Source organism: Trinickia sp. Z7 (assembly GCF_056498045.1).
On the sequence record NZ_JAUEQW010000008.1, the window covers coordinates 135,653 to 152,500 of the forward strand.

A 16,848-nucleotide genomic window follows, 5' to 3' on the forward strand; every position below is an offset into this window, starting at 1 on the left:
TCTCATGAAAGCCAACTACGCCGCATTCGCCGCCACCTTTGCCTTGAGCCTCGGTTGCCTCGTTCCGAACGCACACGCCGAAGACTCGGTGTCGCAACCGCAGGCCGCATCCTCTGCATCGCAAGCACCGTGGGGGCCGCTCAAACACGTCCGCGCGGGCGTGCTGGATGTCGCTTATGCCGAAATGGGACCGGCCGACGGGCCTGTCGTCATCCTTTTGCATGGATGGCCCTATGACATTCACAGCTACGAGCAGGTCGCGCCCGCCCTCGCGGCAAAGGGCTACCGCGTGCTGGTCCCGTATTCCCGCGGTTACGGCGAAACGCACTTCCTATCCGATCGCACCGTACGAAACAGCGAACCCGCCGCCCTGGCGCAGGACGCCATCGACTTCATGGATGCCTTGCATATCGAGCGCGCCGTGTTCGGCGGCTTCGACTGGGGTGCGCGCACGGCCGACATCGTCGCGACGCTTTGGCCCGAACGCGTGAAAGCGTTGGTGACGGTGAGCGGTTACCTCATCGGCAGCCAAAAGGCGGGCAACACGCCGCTGCCGCCGCAAGCCGAGCTGCAGTGGTGGTACCAGTTCTACTTCGCGACCGAGCGCGGCCGCATCGGCTACGACAAGTACCGTCACGATTTCGCCAAATTGATTTGGCAGTTGGCTTCGCCGAAATGGAAGTTCGACGACGCCACCTTCGAGCGCAGCGCGGCCGCGCTCCAGAACCCGGATCAAGTGGCCATCGCAACCCACAACTACCGTTGGCGGCTCGACTTGGCCAAGGGCGAACCGAAGTACGCACCGCTCGAGAAACGCTTGGCGCAGTTTGCGCCCATCACCGTGCCGACCATCGCACTCGAAGGCGATGCCAACGGCGCGCCGCATCCGCAACCCGAGGCGTACGCGAAGCGCTTCGCGGGCAAGTACCAGTTCCGCCTCGTCACAGGCGGCATCGGCCACAACCTGCCCGAAGAAGCGCCGCAGGCATTCACTCAGGCCGTGGTCGACGCGGATCATCTTTGATACGGTGCGGGTTAGCGCCAATCTCAATTCGTGGCGTCGTTTCGCAGCCCCCATTCCTTGATCGCCTCGCCCCTCGTTCGCAGCGACGGCGAACGGGGGCGGATTGATCTACGTCAACCGCAGCGGCGAGATGCACCCGATCCCGCCCCCGGTTGATCGCGATCAACCACCGCCGAAACGGATCGCGATACATAGTGAGGTGGTTCTTTTCCAAGCAAGGCATTCGAGAACGACTCGCCATGCAAACGCAATCGGTCAGCGTCGAACAAAGCAGCACCCCGCTCGCGGGCGAAGTCGTCGCCGTGCGCGGCGCGGTGATCGATCTTACGTTCCCGGCCCGCAGGCTTCCGCCTTTGAATAGCGCGCTTTCGATCGAAAGCGAGGATGGACGGCGCATCGTTGCCGAAGTCCAAGCGCATCTGAACGAGCGGACCGTTCGCGCGCTCGCCATGCAATCGACGAACGGGTTACCCAGGGGCGTGCGCGCGTATGCCTCGGGGCAAGCCATCGCGATCCCGGTGGGCGACGCAATGCTGGGGCGATTGATCGACGTGATGGGCGCCCCTGGCGATAAAGGCCCGGCATTGCGCGCCGATGTTCCGCGGCGTCCCATCCACCGCGAACCGCCCCCATTGTCCGCACAGGATGCCGCGACCGCGATCTTCGCGACCGGGATCAAGGTCATCGATCTGCTCGCGCCGCTCGCCCGCGGCGGCAAAGCGGCAATGTTCGGCGGCGCCGGCGTGGGCAAGACGGTGCTCGTGATGGAACTGATTCACGCGATGGTCGAACACTACCAAGGCATATCGGTGTTCGCCGGCGTGGGCGAGCGCTCGCGCGAGGGACACGAGCTCTTGCACGACATGCAAAGCTCGGGCGTGTTGCCGCGCACCGTGCTCGTGTACGGCCAGATGAACGAGCCGCCCGGTGCACGTTGGCGCGTGCCGCTGACGGCATTGACGGTTGCCGAATATTTCCGCGACGAACAGCACCAAAACGTCCTCCTGCTGATGGACAACGTGTTTCGCTTCGTGCAAGCCGGCGCGGAAGTCTCGGGTTTGCTCGGGCGCCTGCCGTCGCGCGTCGGGTACCAGCCGACCTTGGCGACGGAAGTGGCGGCCCTGCAGGAACGCATCGTTTCAGTCGGCGGCACGTCGATCACCGCGATCGAGGCCGTGTACGTGCCCGCTGACGATTTCACCGACCCGGCCGTCACGACGATCGCCGCGCATCTGGACAGCACCGTCGTGCTGTCCCGGGCCATGGCCGCCGAAGGCATGTATCCGGCGATCGACCCGATCGCATCGTCGTCGATCCTGCTCGATCCATTGGTGGTCGGCGCGGAGCATGTCGCAGTCGCCACCGAGGTGAGGCGCACGATCGAGCACTATCGAGAATTGCAAGACGTGATCTCGCTGCTCGGGATCGAAGAGCTGGCCGCCGACGATCGGCGCATCGTCGGCCGGGCGCGCCGCCTACAACGCTTTTTGACGCAACCGTTCGCCGTGACGGAAGCGTTCACGGGTGTGGCAGGGCGCTCGGTCACGGTCGAGGAGACCCTAGCCGGATGCAAGGCCATCCTCGACGGCGAATGCGACACGTGGCACGAGCAGTCGCTGTACATGGTGGGCACCCTCGACGAAGCGCGCGAGCGCGAACGAGGCGCTTCATGAACGCGACGCTTCGGCTCACGCTCGCCACACCATCAGAGATGCTCGTCGACAGCGCGGATATCGTCGCCTTGCGCGCAGAAGATGCGACGGGCAGCTTCGGCATTCTGCCCGGTCACGCCGATTTCCTGACCGTCCTCGCGCCCTGTGTGTTGCGCTGGCGCACCGCCGATGGGCAGCGGCGCTTTTGCGCGGTCAGCGGTGGCGTGTTGCGCGTGGTCGATGGCGCCCGGGTCAGCATTGCATGCCGGGAAGCGGAACTGGGCGAGGCGCTAGACACCCTCGAAACGCAAGTGCGCGCAACCCGGGCCGCGCGAGCCGATGCAGCGCGAAAAGCGCGGGTCGAACAAACGCGCCTGAACGCGCACGCGATCCGGCAGATATTGAAGTACCTGCGACCTCGCTCAGCGAACGGCGCCGGATGCGCGGATGGCGTCGATGAAGGCAATCGCCATGGTCGATGATCGACCCGACATGCCGCCGCGCGATCCAGCGCCGAAAGAACCGGCGCGCAATCATGGCTCGCATCTGTTGGAGCGAACCGCGCAACAAGCCGCGCGGCGCGATCGCGCGGCGCGCGATGTGCCCGAGCCATCGCTCGGGTCAAGGCTTGGTCAGATCGGCATGCTCGGATGGATGGTGGTCATCCCGACCTTACTGTGTCTGTGGGTCGGTCACTGGCTCGACCGGCGCTTTGCCACCGGCGTGTTCTTTTCGGCGCCTCTCTTGATGATCGGCGCAGCAATCGGCCTCTGGCTCGCCTGGCGCTGGATGCATCGTCAAAACCCAGGGGAATGAGCATGCTCGACATAGCCTCCCTAACCACTTCCTTGAAGATCGCCATCGGCGCCGCGGCCGGCGGCATCGTCGGTGCAGTCTATTTCGCCTCGCTATGGGCGAACGCGCGCTGCTATGCGCGTCACGCCATCGGCGCCGCGATCGCGTTGCAAGCGGCACGGTTCGGCATGCTCGCGCTTGCGCTGTTCGGCCTCGCTCGTCTCGGACCCGCCGCCTTGTTGGCCGCCCTGGCCGGCATCGTGCTCGCGCGGCACTTCGCGATTCGACTCGCAAGGCAAGCGCCATGATCCACTCGCCCCTCGCGACCGAATCGCTGCTACGGCTCGGCGTCGTCTCGATCTCCGCGCCTGTCGTGACCACTTGGGCCATCATGATCGTGATCGTCGGCGCCGTGCTGTGGGTACGAAGGCGCCTATCGCTAGCGCCAACGAAGCTGCAAGTCGCCCTCGAGTTGCTCGTGACTTCGCTCGATAGTCAGCTTCGCGACACGATCCAATCCGATCCCGCGCGCTATCGGGCATTGATCGGCACGTTGTTCGTCTTCATCCTCGCTTGCAATTGGTCCGGCATGATTCCGGGCGTAGAGCCGCCCACCGCGCATATCGAAACGGATGCCGCACTCGCTTGCGTGGTGTTCGCGGCGACCCTCTACTACGGCATTCGCGCGCGCGGCATTCGCCGCTATCTCGCATCGTTCGCCGAGCCCACGTGGATCATGATCCCGCTCAATCTCGTCGAACAAATCACGCGTACGTTTTCACTGGTCGTCCGTCTGTTCGGCAATGTGATGAGCGGCGTCTTCGTGATCGGCATCGTCCTCTCTTTGGCAGGGCTGCTCGTACCGATTCCGCTGATGGCACTCGATCTGCTGACCGGCGCCGTGCAAGCCTACATCTTCACCGTGCTCGCGGCGGTGTTCATCGGCGCCGCCCTAGGCGAGCAGGCCCAGACCGCATCGCATCCATCGCAAGGACCATCATGACCAATTGGATTCAACTCGTCAGCATCGTTGCGGCGGCGATCGCCGTATCGTTCGGCGCCATCGGCCCCGCCCTGGCGGAAGGCCGCGCCGTCGCCGCGGCCATGGACGCATTGGCCCGGCAGCCCGAATCGGCAGGCACGATCTCGCGCACGCTGTTCGTCGGCTTAGCCATGATCGAGACGATGGCCATTTACTGCCTGGTCGTGGCGCTGCTCGTGCTGTTCGCCAACCCGTTCACCAAATAGGCATCCGACATGCGCATCGATTGGTGGACGCTCGGGTTTCAGACCGTCAACGTATTGGTGCTCGTCTGGCTCTTGTCGCGTTTCCTGTTCAAGCCGGTCGCCAAGATCATGGCCGATCGCCAGCAAGCCACGGCCGCCATGATGGGAGAGGCGGCAGCAGCACGCGATATGGCCGAGCGCGACCGCAAGCAAGCCGCCGAGGAAGTCGCATCGATGGATGCGCTACGCCTGCAGCGGCTGAGCGAGGTATCGGCTCAAACCGAACAATTGCGAACGTCGCTGCTCGCGGCCGCTCGCGACGAAGCCGATGCGTTGCGCGCATCCACCACGGAACAAACCGATCTGATGCGCAAGAACGCGGCACGCGCGGATGCCGCTAGAGCCAGCGCATTCGCGCTCGACATCGCGTCTCGGTTACTGTCCAGGCTCCCGTCGCAGGCGCTCGTCGAAGGCTTCATCGCCCCGCTCGAAGACGCCGTCCGCACGCTGCCGCCAGAGAATCGCCTTCACCTTGGCGAGCCCTCCGCCCCGCTGCATTTGATCGCCCCGCGGGCGTTGAGCGGCGACGAGTTGGAGCAATGCCGCACCGCACTCACCCGGGCAGCAGGCCATGAGGTGAAGCTGCAGACGGAAGTCGATCCGAGCCTGATCGCGGGGCTCGAACTCGTCGCACCGCATGTCGTCGTGCGAAACAGCTTCCGGCACGATCTAGAAACGCTGAAGGCCGAGCTCTTGTCCCATGACGACGAATTCCACACCTGAAACCGCCGAGGGCGCCTGGCTCTCGCGCGGCAGGACCGCACTCGCACGGCTCAGCCTCGCGCCGCAGGCGCAAATCGTCGGGCGCGTCGAACACGTGGCGGACGGCATCGCGCGCGTGAGCGGGCTGCCGCACGTGCGCTTGAACGAGTTGCTGCAATTCGACGGTGGCCAATTCGGCTTCGCGCTCGAGCTCGATGTCGACATGCTGAGTTGCGTGCTGCTCGACAGCGGCGCGGGCATCGCGGCCGGTTCGCGCGTGCTGGGCACCGGACGCGTGGTCGAAGTGCCGGTCGGGCCCGGCATGCTGGGCCGGATCGTCGATCCGCTCGGCAGGCCGCTCGATGGCGGTCAGGCGATAAACGCCTCGCTCTCGCTTCCGATCGAGCGCCCCGCGCCGGCGATCATCGAACGCGAGCTGGTATCCGAGCCGATCGAAACCGGCATTCTGTTGATCGACGCATTGTTCGCCATCGGCCGCGGGCAACGCGAACTGATCATCGGCGATCGCGCGACGGGAAAGACCTCGATTGCCATCGATGCGATCGTCAATCAAAAACATTCCGACGTGACTTGCGTCTATGTCGCCATCGGCCAACGGGCGACGGCGGTCGAGCGCGTGATCGATGCGGTCCGCAAGCACGGCGCCCCCGAGCGTTGTGTTTTCGTCGTTGCGTCCGCATCCGATCCGCCTGGTCTTCAATGGATCGCGCCGTTCGCGGCTTTCAGCATTGCCGAGTATTTCCGAGACCGCGGCGGGCATGCGCTCGTCGTGATCGACGATCTGTCCAAACATGCCGCCACGCATCGCGAGTTGTCGCTGCTCACGCGCGCACCGCCCGGACGGGAAGCCTACCCCGGCGATATCTTCTACTTGCACGCTCGGTTGCTCGAACGTGCGGCGAAGCTCTGTTCGGAGCGAGGCGGCGGCTCGCTCACCGCGATCCCGATCGCGGAGACCGACGCGGGAAATCTGGCCGCTTACATCCCGACCAATCTGATCTCGATCACGGACGGACAGATCGTGCTCGATGCGCGCTTGTTCGCGGCGAACCAGCGCCCCGCGATCGACGTCGGGCTCAGTGTGAGCCGCGTGGGCGGCAAGGCACAGCTTCCGGCGTTGCGCGCCGCTTCCGGGCGTTTGCGGCTCGACTACGCGCAGTTCCTCGAACTCGAAATGTTCACGCGCTTCGGCGGCTTGAGCGACGCGCGGCTGAAGGCACAGATCGCGCGCGGCGAACGCATCCGTGCGCTGATCGCTCAACCGAGGTTCTCGCCGCTGCGCCCGATCGGGGAAATCGCCCTGCTGCTTGCGCTGGCCGAGGGCGTGTTCGACACGTGCTCGAACGCGGCCGTTGCGCAAGTGCGCGAGGCGCTTCCCGCGCGCCTGGACGCCATCGGCATCGCGGCGAAGCTCGGCCCGGCGCTGCAACACGGTGCGCAAGTACAGCCGGATGACCGTGAGATGCTGATCGGCATCGTGCGGGATCTCGTGCCTCGCGATGAGCAAAGCCCGCCAAGCCCGCCGAGTCCGACAAGCTCGACAAATTCGCAGAGGCCACCGAGCGAGCAAAGCCCGCAAGGTCGGAGCAGTCCATGAGCAACGAACTTGGCGTGGTGCAAGCGCGCCTGGATACGGCCGGCGAACTGGCATCGGTCGTCACGGCGATGCGCGGCATCGCCGCTGCCCGCACACGCGAGGCGCTTGCACGTCTGCCGGGTATCCGCGCATGCGCCGCTCAAATCGCGGCAGCAATTGCGGACGCGATGACCTTGGCGACATCCTTTCCCTCGGACCTATCGACGCCGGCTCGATCGCGCGACGTGCAGATTCTGATCGTGATCGGCACGGAGCAAGGCTTCGTCGGTACGTACAACCACCGGGTGATGCAAGCGGCGCATCGCCCCTCAATGGGCGACATCGAATATTTCATCGTCGGCGATCGCGCCCAGTTGGTGGCAGAGGAATTCGGCTATCGGGCGAGTTGGTCTGCCGAAATGGCGCTGCATGTGGATGCCGTGCCCGAACTTGCCGGGCGCATCGTGCACGCGTTGTATGGCCGCTTGCAAGACGGCGGCGTCTCCCGCGTTACGCTCGTGCATGGCGCGCCGCACCCCGTGGAAGGCGCATCGATCGCGACGACATCGCTGCTGCCTTTCGATTTCGGGCGCTTCGAGCCGGCGCATCGCCGCCTGCCGCCCATGGTCACCCTGCCTGCGCGCGTGTTGCTCGAAAGGCTGGCGGAGGAATACGTGTACACGCAGGTGGGCGAAGCCATCGTCTTGTCGTTCGCTGCGGAAAGCGAAGCGCGCATGCGCACGATGATGGCCGCCCGGCGCAATATCGACGAAACGGCCATGCAGTTGACGATGGAATATCGCCGGTTGCGGCAAGAGCAAATCACCGAGGAGATCGTCGAACTGTCGAGTGTCGATGTCGGTACGCAGGCGTTAGGGGCGTGATCGTCAGGTCACTGCGAAGCTCAGCGCACGAGCGGATGCAACCCACGCATCAGGGGCGCGACGTACGGAACCCATAGCGGTCGTGCAACCCAGGCCGCCCCCGCCCACCCCAAGGCCACGACGATCAAATCGCAGCGCCCGCTGTTCCATAGGTTCAGCGAATGACGTCGCCAGATCCATGGCACGCCGAGCGGGTTGGGCCAATCCGCCAGCAGATGCGTGAGACCGCCGCATGCGAAACCGAACAGCGCGGCGGCAAACGGATGGATGCGGCCAAGCGAGTGGTAGGCGAAGATCAGCGCGGCCGCCCAACCGATTCCCCAATGCGTCGCCGTTCGATGTGCGATCCATAGCCGCCGCGCGCGAGACCACCACGCGATTTCGAGCCAGTCGGGCGCCGTGCCTCCTGCCACGCCGGCCATAAACGCCATCAACGCGCCGACGTGCCAAGGTCCGGCCGCTCCGGCTGCGGTGACGGTTGCGGCCGCCGTCATGCCGGCAGCCCAACCCAGGGCATGGTGTGCGCTATGCGATGCCATTTCGTGTGTGCGGTTGGAATCGAAGACGAGGGGCCGGTATTGTCGCAGAACGACGCCGATTCCAATCGCTAGCGGTAAACCCGCAAGCAATGGACACCTTGAGCCATGTCAAGAACCGTCGGACGACCGAGCATTACGGTATGTGCAAAGGGAGGCGCAATCGAGCGTTACGTGTCGATTCGAACGAAAGCACGCGAGAAAGCCACTTGGTTCGTCCGATTTGTCCTATAAACGACGAAAGATATTTGGGGGAGGCGCCATGAATGCCTGGGGCAAACGCGTCATTCGCGCTCGGTGCGCGATGTTTCTCATGGCCGTGGCGCTATGTCTAATCGGTCGCGCGGCGCAGGCGGTGCCTGCATTCGCCCGCCAAACCGGCCTCGCATGCGTGGCCTGCCACGTGAGTTTTCCCGAACTCACCCCGTTCGGCAGGTTTTTCAAGTTGACTGGCTATACGCTGACCAACAATAAAACGATTCCCCTCGCCGCGATGTTGCAGTTCTCTCAAACGAATACGCGCACGATCGATAACAACGACTACGACTTCGTACGCAACGGCGGGGTGGCGCTACAGCAGGCCAGCATCTTCTATGCAGGCCGGATCGCCGGGCCAGTCGGCGCCTTCGCGCAATGGACCTATGACGGTATTGCGCACCACAGCGGCATCGACAACACCGATATCCGCGCGGCCGGCCATTTCACGCAGGGTGACATCGACTTTATCTACGGCATGACACTCAACAATAACCCGACCGTGTCGGATGTCTGGAACAGCACGCCGGCCTTCGGTTACCCCTACGCGTCGAGCAGCGTCTCGCTCACGCCGATGGCCAGCACGCTCATCGACGGCGGACTCGCGCAGCAAGTGGCCGGCGCCACGGCCTATGTGTTCTGGCAACGCAGCATTTACGCGGAGGTCGGCTTGTATCGAACCGCGGACAAGATGTTCTCGTTCTTGCGCACGGGGCAGGACATCACGAGCCCCGGCGGCGTGGCGCGCCTGTCCGGCAACAACCCGTACTGGCGGCTTGCCTACAACGCCGAATGGGGACCGCACTCGATCATGTTCGGCACATACGGCCTCATTGCCGACAAGTATCCCGACAACACGATCCCCGTTTCGCCGACCGATCGCTTCACGGATATCGCTTTCGACACCCAGTACCAATACTTGACGTACACGCATTCGATCACCGCGCAAGCCACCTGGATTCACGAAAAGCAGAGCTGGGATGCAAGTTTTGCGAGCGGAGGAATCGGTGCGGGGCCAACGCCGACGAACGCGTCCGATACGCTCAATACCTTCAAAGCGAAAGCGTCGTACTACTATCAGCGAAAGTACGGCGCCACACTCGCCTACTTTCAAACGACGGGAAGCACGGACCCCGGTCTATATGGACCGGCGCCCGTAACCGGCAGTGCGAATGGAACCCCTAACTCCAACGGCGTCATCCTCGAAGCGGATTACTTACCGATACCGCAAGTCAAGATCGCGGTGCAGTACACGTGGTTCCTGAGGTTCAACGGGGCGCGCTACAACTATGACGGCAACGGTCGCAACGCCAGCGACAACAATACGTTGTATTTGCTGGCCTGGATCATGTTCTAGAGCGCGAGCATCGGAAATCGAATCAAATGAAAAAGTGGGCCGGCATATGAAACGACTGTCGCGTTATTCCGCTCGACTCAGCGCATCGGCCGCGTTACCGGTCGTCGCTATCGTCCTTGCTCTTGGCACGCCTCGCGCCTCGGCGCAGGACGGCGCGCGCTTGGCCTCTCAATTGTGCGTGGCATGCCACGGCGTGCATGGAGACAGTCAGTCGCCCATGTTTCCGAAGCTCAATGGCCAGACGCGAGACTATCTCGTCGCGCAGTTGAAGGGATTCGGGCAACATCAGCGCTCGGAGTCCGACGCACGCTCGTACATGTGGGCGATCGCATCACAACTGGACGATGCGACCATTGCTTCGTTGGCCGATTACTATGCCCAACAAACGCCGACGGCTGGCGGCGCCGGCGACGCGGCGCTAGTGGCAGAAGGCCAGAAGATCTTCGAACAAGGTCTTTCCGAGAAAGGCGTGCCGGCGTGCGCCTCGTGTCATGGCGCGCAGGGACAAGGAAACGGACAATTTCCCCGGCTTGCGGGCCAGCATGCCGAGTACTTGATGCGCCAAATCGAGGTTTTTCAAAACGGTACGCGGGCGAATGCCCCCGTGATGTCGGCCGTGGCTCATACGCTCGGGAAAGAAGAAGCAAAAGCTGTTACGGCATTTCTGCAATCGAAGTGAAGGACTGCAAGGGTTGAAACGTCGCGGGGGCCAGCGTTCGGCACATACGCGAGGCTCGATACCGGGATGGCACGTCGATCGCGAATTGCATCACCGATATCACTTTCGGTATGCGCGCGCCCCATTTATATCCGGTCCACGTTTCGTTGCCGCTAGGTTCCATTCGGGCGGCGATGATAGCGCCTTTGCCCGGCAACAGACTTTACACACTGTTACCCCGTGGCCGCGTACAGACGATTCGCCAATCCCTATACTCCGAGGCGCAACCGATTCATTCCCGTTTCGCTAGCGTTTAATCGATATCGAGTCATCCCATGAAACACCGCACGCTGACCAAAACCGCCGTTCTCCTGCCCCTCGCCGCGGTTTGCGCCGTATCGCTCACCGGCTGCATCGCACCCAATCCGTACGGCGCCTACGGTTCGCAACCTCAGTATGCGCAGCCGGCTTACGCTCAACCGAGCTACGCGCAGCCCGCCTACGCGCAGCCCGCCTACGCGCCGCCGCCTCAGCCCGCCTACGTTCAACCCGGCGGTTATGGCGAACAGTACGGCACCGTGGCAGGCATTCGTCCGATCGGCGGCGCAACGAGCCCCTCGGGCGTGGCCGGGACGCTGGTCGGCGCAGTGGTAGGCGGGGTGATCGGCAATCAGTTCGGTCGCGGCCATGGGCGCGATGCGGCCACGGTCATCGGTGCGCTCGGCGGTGCGGTCGCCGGCAATCAGATCGGTCAAAACGTTGGGCAGCCCTCGGGCTACCGTGTCGACATTCAACTGAGCGACGGCAGCATGCGTTCCTTCGACATGCAGACGCCCGGCGATCTGCGACCCGGCGATCGCGTGCGCATCGACGGCAACCAGATTTCGCGCTATTGATCGGCGCTTGATCGGCTCTATCGATCGCCTATCGATCGAAGCCATCGAGCAGCGCGTCTACCGGCCGGTTAGACGCGCTCGACCACCACGCTCCCCACGTCGCGTTCCACCCTCGCATACTCGGTCTCGAACGCCTGCGCCAATACGCACCACGTCGACGCTCTTCTGCGTCACCGAGACGAGACGACAGAAGCACGCCGCGCGGGCTCCTTCGCATCGCTCCTTCGTCGCCAGCCCCATCGCCTACATCACGCCGCAGATCCACGAGGGTGACGAGGGCGACGAAGCCCGATCGCGTTTCGCTTCGTATCAGGCTTAGGCAACACTACCGAGCACGTCCCGCACCGTTGAAAAAATCTGGTCGATTTGCTTTTCTTCGATGATCAGCGGCGGCGAGAACGCGAGGATATCGCCCGTGTAACGCACGAGCACGCCCGCTTCGAAGCATTTGAGGAAGACGTCATAGGCACGCGTGCCCACCGCGCCCGGACGAGACTCGAGCTCGACGCCGGCCACGAGCCCGAGGTTTCGAATGTCCTTCACATGCGCCGCGCCGCGCAGTTCATGCACGGCATCTTCGAACACGCCGGATAGTTCTTTTGCGCGCTCGAACAACCCGTCGCGCCGATAGATATCGAGCGTGGCGATAGCCGCGGCCGCGGCCGCCGGATGCGCGGTATAAGTGTAGCCGTGAAAGAACTCGATGGCATTCGCGGCGCCCGCGTCGACCACCGCATCATGCACCGCGCGACTGGCCGCTACCGCGCCCATCGGAACGGCGGCGTTGTTGATCGCCTTCGCCAGCGTCAAGATGTCGGGCGTCACGCCGAAGTACTCGCTCGCGGTAGGCGCGCCAAGCCGCCCGAACCCCGTGATCACTTCATCGAAAATCAACAAAATGCCGTGCTTCGTGCACAGTTCGCGCAACCGCTCCAAATAGCCTTTCGGCGGCACGAGAACGCCAGTCGATCCGGCCAGCGGCTCGACGATCACGGCCGCGATCGTAGAAGCGTCGTGCAGCGCGACGAGCCGTTCGAGCTCATCGGCCAGGTGCGCGCCCCACGTGGGCTGGCCGCGCGTAAACCCTGCCTCGGCGATGTTCAAGGTATGCGGCAAATGATCCACGTGCGGCATCAAATTGCCCGAGAACGTCTTGCGATTCGCGAGGATGCCGCCAACCGAGATGCCGCCGAAACCCACGCCGTGATAGCCGCGCTCGCGCCCGATGAACCGCGTGCGCTGCCCCTCGCCTCGCGCGCGGTGGTAGGCGAGTGCGATCTTCAATGCGGTATCGACCGATTCCGAGCCCGAATTCGTGAAGAAGATGCGATCGAGGCCGGCCGGCATCAACTCGGCCACGCGCGTCGCCGCTTCGAACGCCAGCGGGTGCCCCATTTGGAACGTGGGCGCATAGCCCATCGTGTCGAGCTGCTCGGCCACGGCGCGGGTGATCTCCGCGCGACCGTGACCGGCATTCACGCACCAGAGCCCGGCTGTGGCGTCCAGAACGGCACGGTCGTCGACCGTCGTGTAGTACATCCCCTTCGCGGCCTTGAACAATCGCGGCGACGCCTTGAATTGCCGATTCGCCGTAAACGGCATCCAGAAGTTCGAGAGATCGGGGCTGCTGTGCGATGTGCTCATGAGTGGGCTCCGTGGAATATGGCGCCGACTGTATCGGTTCGGCGGGCTACAATCACTGCACAGCAAAAAACGAGCAATCAAACCGTGCTGATTTTTTCTTCCCAACTGTATTGAAATGTTCACGCTGAAGCTCTCTCGTTGCCGCAAGGACGAGGGCACGCTGGTCGATCAGATCGTTTCCTCGATCCAAGGAGAATTGCGGCATGGGACTTATCCGGCCGGGACCTTGCTGCCTTCCGTGCGCGCGCTCGCGAAATCGCACGGCCTGAGCACGTACACGGTATCGGAGGCGTATCAACGCCTGGTTTCGCTGGGGCTCGTGGTCGCGCGAGCAGGCGCCGGTTACCGCGTCGCGACGCCGCCGGCCAAAGCGCCCGCGGCCCCGGGCTGGAGCACGCCCAGCCTGAACGCGGCGTGGCTTTTGTCCGACGTATTCGCCGATCAGACCGTCCCCATCAAGGCCGGATGCGGCTGGATCCCCAACGACTGGATCGACGAAAGCGGAATTCAACACGCCCTGCGCGTCGTCAGCCGCGTGCCGGGGCCACGTATAGGCGGATACGGCCACCCGCACGGGTTCGGCCCGCTGCGCGATCTGATCGCCGACACGCTGCGCCGCTACGGCCTCGCTATCGGTGCAGCCGACGTCTTGATGACGCAAGGCGTCACCCAAGCGCTGGACCTCGTCGTTCGCACCTTGCTGCGGCCCGGGGACACGGTTGTCGTCGAAGATCCCTGCTACTGCAACCTGCTTCAAATTCTGAAGGTGGCGTTCGTCAATGTCGTCAGTGTGCCGCGCACGCCGGAGGGCATCGATATCGAACGGCTCGAAGCATTGATCGAGCAGCATCGGCCCAAGGGCCTGTTCATCAACACGGTGCTGCAGAACCCTTCCGGCGCATCGCTCAATGCGCAGGCCGCGTTTCGTCTGCTGCAGATCGCAGACCGCGAAGGCCTGTGGGTGGTCGAGGACGATATCTCGCGACCCCTTGCACCGGCGGGTGCGCCCTGCCTCGCTGCCATGGAAGGGTTGCGCAGGGTCATCTATTTGTCCGGGTTTTCGAAGACGATCACGCCCGCCATGCGCGTGGGGTATATCGCGGCCAGCCGCGATCTGATCTCCCGCTTCGCGCTGACCAAAATGGCCGTCGGATTGACCTCCTCGGAGATTACCGAGCGCGCCGTTGCCAACGTGCTCGTCGACGGCCACTACGACCGCCATACCGCGCACCTTCGAGAACGATTGTTCAATGCGCATAGTCGAGTCACGCAAGCCATGGCCGATGTGGGGCTCGAACTATTTCATGCACCGAACGCGGGGTTGTTTCTCTGGGCCAAGCTGCCGATCCAGCCCGAAGACAGTATCGCCGTGACCAGCGACGCGTTGAGCAAAGGGATCTGGCTGGCGCCCGGCTCGTACTTCCGCCCGGAAGAGACGGCCTCGGCATGGTTTCGCTTCAATGCGGCGACCTCCGATGTGCCGGCCTTGTGGTCTTTCATGAAGGCGCTGACCGGCAACGCGCCGCGCGCGATTTAAGAGCGTACAGCCCCGCCGCGCGCACGCCCACTTGCATCGATGCGAGAGGCGAGGATCCGGCTTCCCGGGTAACTCCCATCGCTCCAAATCCCTGACGCAAACGTTTTCTATCACATTGTGATGTAGTTTTCGCCCTGCTAGCCGCCGATATGGCGTCTATAGCGACGCGAAACGTCGCCCTTATGTACTCGCTTTTTAATAGGGGTTTCTTCATGAACTTCAACGCAATGACCGTCAAGGCAAAGCTTTCGCTTTCGTTCGGCGTGCTCGCGGCGCTGGTCCTCGTCGTCTCCGGCCTCGCGTTGTATTCCCTGAGCCAAATCAACGGTAGCTTCTCGCTATACGTCAGGGGCATCGACGCCCGCGCCCGCACCGCTGCCGACGTGCGCGCCGCAGTCGACCGGCGCGCGATCGCGGCGCGCAACTTGGTGCTCGTGACCAAGCCCGCGGATGTCGATCTGGAAAAGGCGGCGCTGCAACGCGCCGACAACGACGTGAAGTCTTCGCTGAAGAAACTCAACGACCAAGCCGCCGCCGCGGGCAGCGACACCAACGAGCAAGCGAAGGCGATGATCGCGGAGATCGGGCGCATCGAAGCGGAGTATGGGCCCGTGGCAGCCGACATCGAGAACGATGCGCTCAACGGCAAACGTGACGACGCCATCAGAAAGATCGACGAAAACTGCCGTCCGCTGCTTGCCGAACTCGTGAAGGCAACCGATACCTTTTCGGCATATACCGAAACGCGCGCCGAACACAAAGTCCAGCTTGCTGGCGAGTTGTATTCCAGCCAGCGCGCGCTGCTGTTCGGCATTTGCGCCGCCACGGTGGTAGCGGCACTCCTCGCCGCGCTGCTGATCACGCGCAGCATCACGCGGGCGCTCGGCGCCGAGCCCAATGAATTGTCGGACATCACCCGGCGGATCGCCGAGGGCGATTTGGGCACGGTGGCGGGCGCGCAATCCGCGCCGCCGGGAAGCGTGCTCGCCTCCATGTCGACCATGCAGACCGGCCTCGTGAAGCTGATCGGCCAAGTGCGGGCCACGGCCGATAACATCGCGACGGGAGCGAGCCAGATCGCCGCGGGCAATGTGGACCTGTCCTCGCGCACGGAAGAGCAAGCGGCCTCGCTCGAGGAAACGGCGTCGAGCATGGAGGAACTGACCTCGACCGTCAGGCAAAACGCCGAGAACGCTCAACAGGCGAGTTCCTTGGCGGCGAACGCTTCGGACGTCGCGACCAAGGGCAGCGCCGTGGTGGGCCAGGTCGTGACGACGATGACCGAGATCAGCGAAAGCTCGTCGAAGATCGCCGATATCACCGGCCTCATCGAAGGCATCGCTTTCCAAACGAACATCCTGGCATTGAATGCGGCCGTCGAAGCGGCGCGCGCGGGCGAGCAAGGCCGCGGTTTCGCCGTGGTCGCGAGCGAAGTGCGCTCGCTTGCGCAGCGCTCCTCGAGCGCGGCCAAGGAAATCAAAGACCTGATCGGCGCTTCGGTGCAGAAAATTCACGACGGCTCGTCGCTGGCGGGCGAAGCAGGCAAGACGATGACGGAGGTGACGCAAGCGGTCGCGCGCGTCACGGACATCATGGGCGAGATCGCGGCCGCATCGACCGAACAAAGCCGCGGCATCGAGCAGGTCAATCAGGCGATCACGCAGATGGACGAAGTCACGCAGCAGAATGCGGCTCTGGTGGAAGAAGCCGCGGCGGCGTCCAAGTCGCTCGAGGATCAAGGCCGGGTACTCAACGAGGCGATCGCATTCTTCCGATTGGACGATGCGGCCCGCGTCTCGCCGGCGGCGCGGCGCGAAGTCGCCACGAACCGCGCTCGGCCCGTGGCTGCCGCGCCCTCGCCTAGCCCGTCGCGCACTGCGGCGCCGCGCGCAAGTCAGCGCGCGCCCAAGCATGAACCGAGCGAAACTAAAATGCGGATGATGAAACCTGCGCACGCCCTTGCGGAAACCTCCGACGCAAGCTGGCAAACCTTCTGACGAGCGCAGGTAGCAGGTACCAAGCCG

Annotated in this window: 17 protein-coding genes; 15 read left to right on the plus strand and 2 right to left on the minus strand. The window is 63.8% G+C overall.

All coding sequences use genetic code 11. The features are described from left to right. Nucleotides 1–4 precede the first annotated feature (4 nt). From QQS38_RS15795 to QQS38_RS15840, 10 genes are all read left to right on the plus strand, one after another. Nucleotides 5–1,024 (plus strand): alpha/beta fold hydrolase, encoded by a 1,020-nt coding sequence (locus QQS38_RS15795; protein ID WP_479646312.1) that lies wholly within the window; start codon nt 5–7, stop codon nt 1,022–1,024. Nucleotides 1,025–1,263: 239 nt separating this feature from the next. Next, the gene (gene atpD, locus QQS38_RS15800; RefSeq protein WP_479646313.1) at nt 1,264–2,697 is read left to right on the plus strand and encodes a F0F1 ATP synthase subunit beta; all 1,434 of its coding nucleotides are present in this window, start codon (nt 1,264–1,266) and stop codon (nt 2,695–2,697) included. Then, on the plus strand, nt 2,694–3,158 hold the full coding sequence (locus QQS38_RS15805; RefSeq protein WP_479646314.1) for a F0F1 ATP synthase subunit epsilon: 465 nt from the start codon (nt 2,694–2,696) through the stop codon (nt 3,156–3,158). Before atpD ends, QQS38_RS15805 begins: the two co-directional genes overlap by 4 nt. Continuing rightward, nucleotides 3,148–3,492, plus strand: coding sequence for an AtpZ/AtpI family protein (locus tag QQS38_RS15810; protein ID WP_479646315.1), 345 nt, complete (start codon nt 3,148–3,150; stop codon nt 3,490–3,492). The genes QQS38_RS15805 and QQS38_RS15810 overlap by 11 nt, the downstream gene beginning before the upstream one ends. A gap of 2 nt (nt 3,493–3,494) precedes the next feature. Continuing rightward, nucleotides 3,495–3,779, plus strand: coding sequence for an N-ATPase subunit AtpR (locus QQS38_RS15815; RefSeq protein ID WP_479646316.1), 285 nt, complete (start codon nt 3,495–3,497; stop codon nt 3,777–3,779). Further along, nucleotides 3,776–4,474 carry a F0F1 ATP synthase subunit A gene (locus QQS38_RS15820; RefSeq protein ID WP_479646317.1) on the plus strand — a complete coding sequence of 233 codons (699 nt, stop codon included), beginning with the start codon at nt 3,776–3,778 and terminating at the stop codon, nt 4,472–4,474. Before QQS38_RS15815 ends, QQS38_RS15820 begins: the two co-directional genes overlap by 4 nt. After that, complete coding sequence (locus QQS38_RS15825; protein ID WP_479646318.1) at nt 4,471–4,719, plus strand: F0F1 ATP synthase subunit C; 249 nt, start codon at nt 4,471–4,473, stop codon at nt 4,717–4,719. Before QQS38_RS15820 ends, QQS38_RS15825 begins: the two co-directional genes overlap by 4 nt. 9 nt (nt 4,720–4,728) lie before the next feature. Further along, a complete protein-coding gene (locus QQS38_RS15830; protein WP_479646319.1) occupies nt 4,729–5,481 on the plus strand; it encodes a F0F1 ATP synthase subunit delta in 753 nt (250 codons plus the stop codon). Further along, nucleotides 5,459–7,078, plus strand: coding sequence for a F0F1 ATP synthase subunit alpha (locus QQS38_RS15835; RefSeq protein ID WP_479646320.1), 1,620 nt, complete (start codon nt 5,459–5,461; stop codon nt 7,076–7,078). Before QQS38_RS15830 ends, QQS38_RS15835 begins: the two co-directional genes overlap by 23 nt. Beyond that, entirely contained in the window at nt 7,075–7,941 is an 867-nt protein-coding gene (locus QQS38_RS15840; RefSeq protein WP_479646321.1) for a F0F1 ATP synthase subunit gamma, read from the plus strand. Before QQS38_RS15835 ends, QQS38_RS15840 begins: the two co-directional genes overlap by 4 nt. A gap of 20 nt (nt 7,942–7,961) precedes the next feature. Here QQS38_RS15840 and QQS38_RS15845 read toward each other — a convergent pair whose 3' ends face one another. Then, a complete protein-coding gene (locus QQS38_RS15845) occupies nt 7,962–8,480 on the minus strand; it encodes a metal-dependent hydrolase (RefSeq protein ID WP_479646322.1) in 519 nt (172 codons plus the stop codon). A 259-nt stretch (nt 8,481–8,739) separates the two neighbouring features. On the opposite strand from QQS38_RS15845, the gene QQS38_RS15850 reads away from it, so the two are divergent. The 3 genes from QQS38_RS15850 to QQS38_RS15860 all read left to right on the plus strand — a co-directional run bounded on the left by QQS38_RS15850 (nt 8,740) and on the right by QQS38_RS15860 (nt 11,643). After that, nucleotides 8,740–10,089: a cytochrome C gene (locus tag QQS38_RS15850; RefSeq protein ID WP_479646323.1), complete on the plus strand. Its 1,350-nt coding sequence runs from the start codon at nt 8,740–8,742 to the stop codon at nt 10,087–10,089. 46 nt (nt 10,090–10,135) lie between these two features. Continuing rightward, nucleotides 10,136–10,768: a c-type cytochrome gene (locus QQS38_RS15855; RefSeq protein ID WP_479646324.1), complete on the plus strand. Its 633-nt coding sequence runs from the start codon at nt 10,136–10,138 to the stop codon at nt 10,766–10,768. A gap of 314 nt (nt 10,769–11,082) precedes the next feature. Further along, the gene (locus QQS38_RS15860) at nt 11,083–11,643 is read left to right on the plus strand and encodes an outer membrane lipoprotein (RefSeq protein ID WP_479646325.1); all 561 of its coding nucleotides are present in this window, start codon (nt 11,083–11,085) and stop codon (nt 11,641–11,643) included. A gap of 315 nt (nt 11,644–11,958) precedes the next feature. Here QQS38_RS15860 and aptA read toward each other — a convergent pair whose 3' ends face one another. Next, the gene (gene aptA, locus QQS38_RS15865; RefSeq protein ID WP_479646326.1) at nt 11,959–13,287 is read right to left on the minus strand and encodes an omega-aminotransferase AptA; all 1,329 of its coding nucleotides are present in this window, start codon (nt 13,285–13,287) and stop codon (nt 11,959–11,961) included. 115 nt (nt 13,288–13,402) lie between these two features. Here aptA and QQS38_RS15870 point away from each other — a divergent pair, with 115 nt between their 5' ends. Then, nucleotides 13,403–14,824: an aminotransferase-like domain-containing protein gene (locus QQS38_RS15870; RefSeq protein ID WP_479646327.1), complete on the plus strand. Its 1,422-nt coding sequence runs from the start codon at nt 13,403–13,405 to the stop codon at nt 14,822–14,824. A gap of 212 nt (nt 14,825–15,036) precedes the next feature. Further along, on the plus strand, nt 15,037–16,821 hold the full coding sequence (locus QQS38_RS15875) for a methyl-accepting chemotaxis protein (RefSeq protein WP_479646328.1): 1,785 nt from the start codon (nt 15,037–15,039) through the stop codon (nt 16,819–16,821). Nucleotides 16,822–16,848 lie beyond the last annotated feature (27 nt).

What these genes read in the sequence shown, in the direction of transcription:
- QQS38_RS15855 (WP_479646324.1), top strand. Translation starts at nt 10,136, where the DNA reads ATGAAACGACTGTCGCGTTATTCCGCTCGACTCAGCGCATCGGCCGCG.
- QQS38_RS15835 (WP_479646320.1), top strand. Translation starts at nt 5,459, where the DNA reads ATGACGACGAATTCCACACCTGAAACCGCCGAGGGCGCCTGGCTCTCG.
- QQS38_RS15850 (WP_479646323.1), top strand. Translation starts at nt 8,740, where the DNA reads ATGAATGCCTGGGGCAAACGCGTCATTCGCGCTCGGTGCGCGATGTTT.
- QQS38_RS15860 (WP_479646325.1), top strand. Translation starts at nt 11,083, where the DNA reads ATGAAACACCGCACGCTGACCAAAACCGCCGTTCTCCTGCCCCTCGCC.
- QQS38_RS15795 (WP_479646312.1), top strand. Translation starts at nt 5, where the DNA reads ATGAAAGCCAACTACGCCGCATTCGCCGCCACCTTTGCCTTGAGCCTC.
- QQS38_RS15825 (WP_479646318.1), top strand. Translation starts at nt 4,471, where the DNA reads ATGACCAATTGGATTCAACTCGTCAGCATCGTTGCGGCGGCGATCGCC.
- QQS38_RS15845 (WP_479646322.1), bottom strand. Translation starts at nt 8,480, where the DNA reads ATGGCATCGCATAGCGCACACCATGCCCTGGGTTGGGCTGCCGGCATG.
- QQS38_RS15840 (WP_479646321.1), top strand. Translation starts at nt 7,075, where the DNA reads ATGAGCAACGAACTTGGCGTGGTGCAAGCGCGCCTGGATACGGCCGGC.
- QQS38_RS15805 (WP_479646314.1), top strand. Translation starts at nt 2,694, where the DNA reads ATGAACGCGACGCTTCGGCTCACGCTCGCCACACCATCAGAGATGCTC.
- QQS38_RS15810 (WP_479646315.1), top strand. Translation starts at nt 3,148, where the DNA reads ATGGTCGATGATCGACCCGACATGCCGCCGCGCGATCCAGCGCCGAAA.
- QQS38_RS15820 (WP_479646317.1), top strand. Translation starts at nt 3,776, where the DNA reads ATGATCCACTCGCCCCTCGCGACCGAATCGCTGCTACGGCTCGGCGTC.
- QQS38_RS15875 (WP_479646328.1), top strand. Translation starts at nt 15,037, where the DNA reads ATGAACTTCAACGCAATGACCGTCAAGGCAAAGCTTTCGCTTTCGTTC.
- QQS38_RS15830 (WP_479646319.1), top strand. Translation starts at nt 4,729, where the DNA reads ATGCGCATCGATTGGTGGACGCTCGGGTTTCAGACCGTCAACGTATTG.
- QQS38_RS15815 (WP_479646316.1), top strand. Translation starts at nt 3,495, where the DNA reads ATGCTCGACATAGCCTCCCTAACCACTTCCTTGAAGATCGCCATCGGC.
- QQS38_RS15870 (WP_479646327.1), top strand. Translation starts at nt 13,403, where the DNA reads ATGTTCACGCTGAAGCTCTCTCGTTGCCGCAAGGACGAGGGCACGCTG.
- atpD (WP_479646313.1), top strand. Translation starts at nt 1,264, where the DNA reads ATGCAAACGCAATCGGTCAGCGTCGAACAAAGCAGCACCCCGCTCGCG.
- aptA (WP_479646326.1), bottom strand. Translation starts at nt 13,287, where the DNA reads ATGAGCACATCGCACAGCAGCCCCGATCTCTCGAACTTCTGGATGCCG.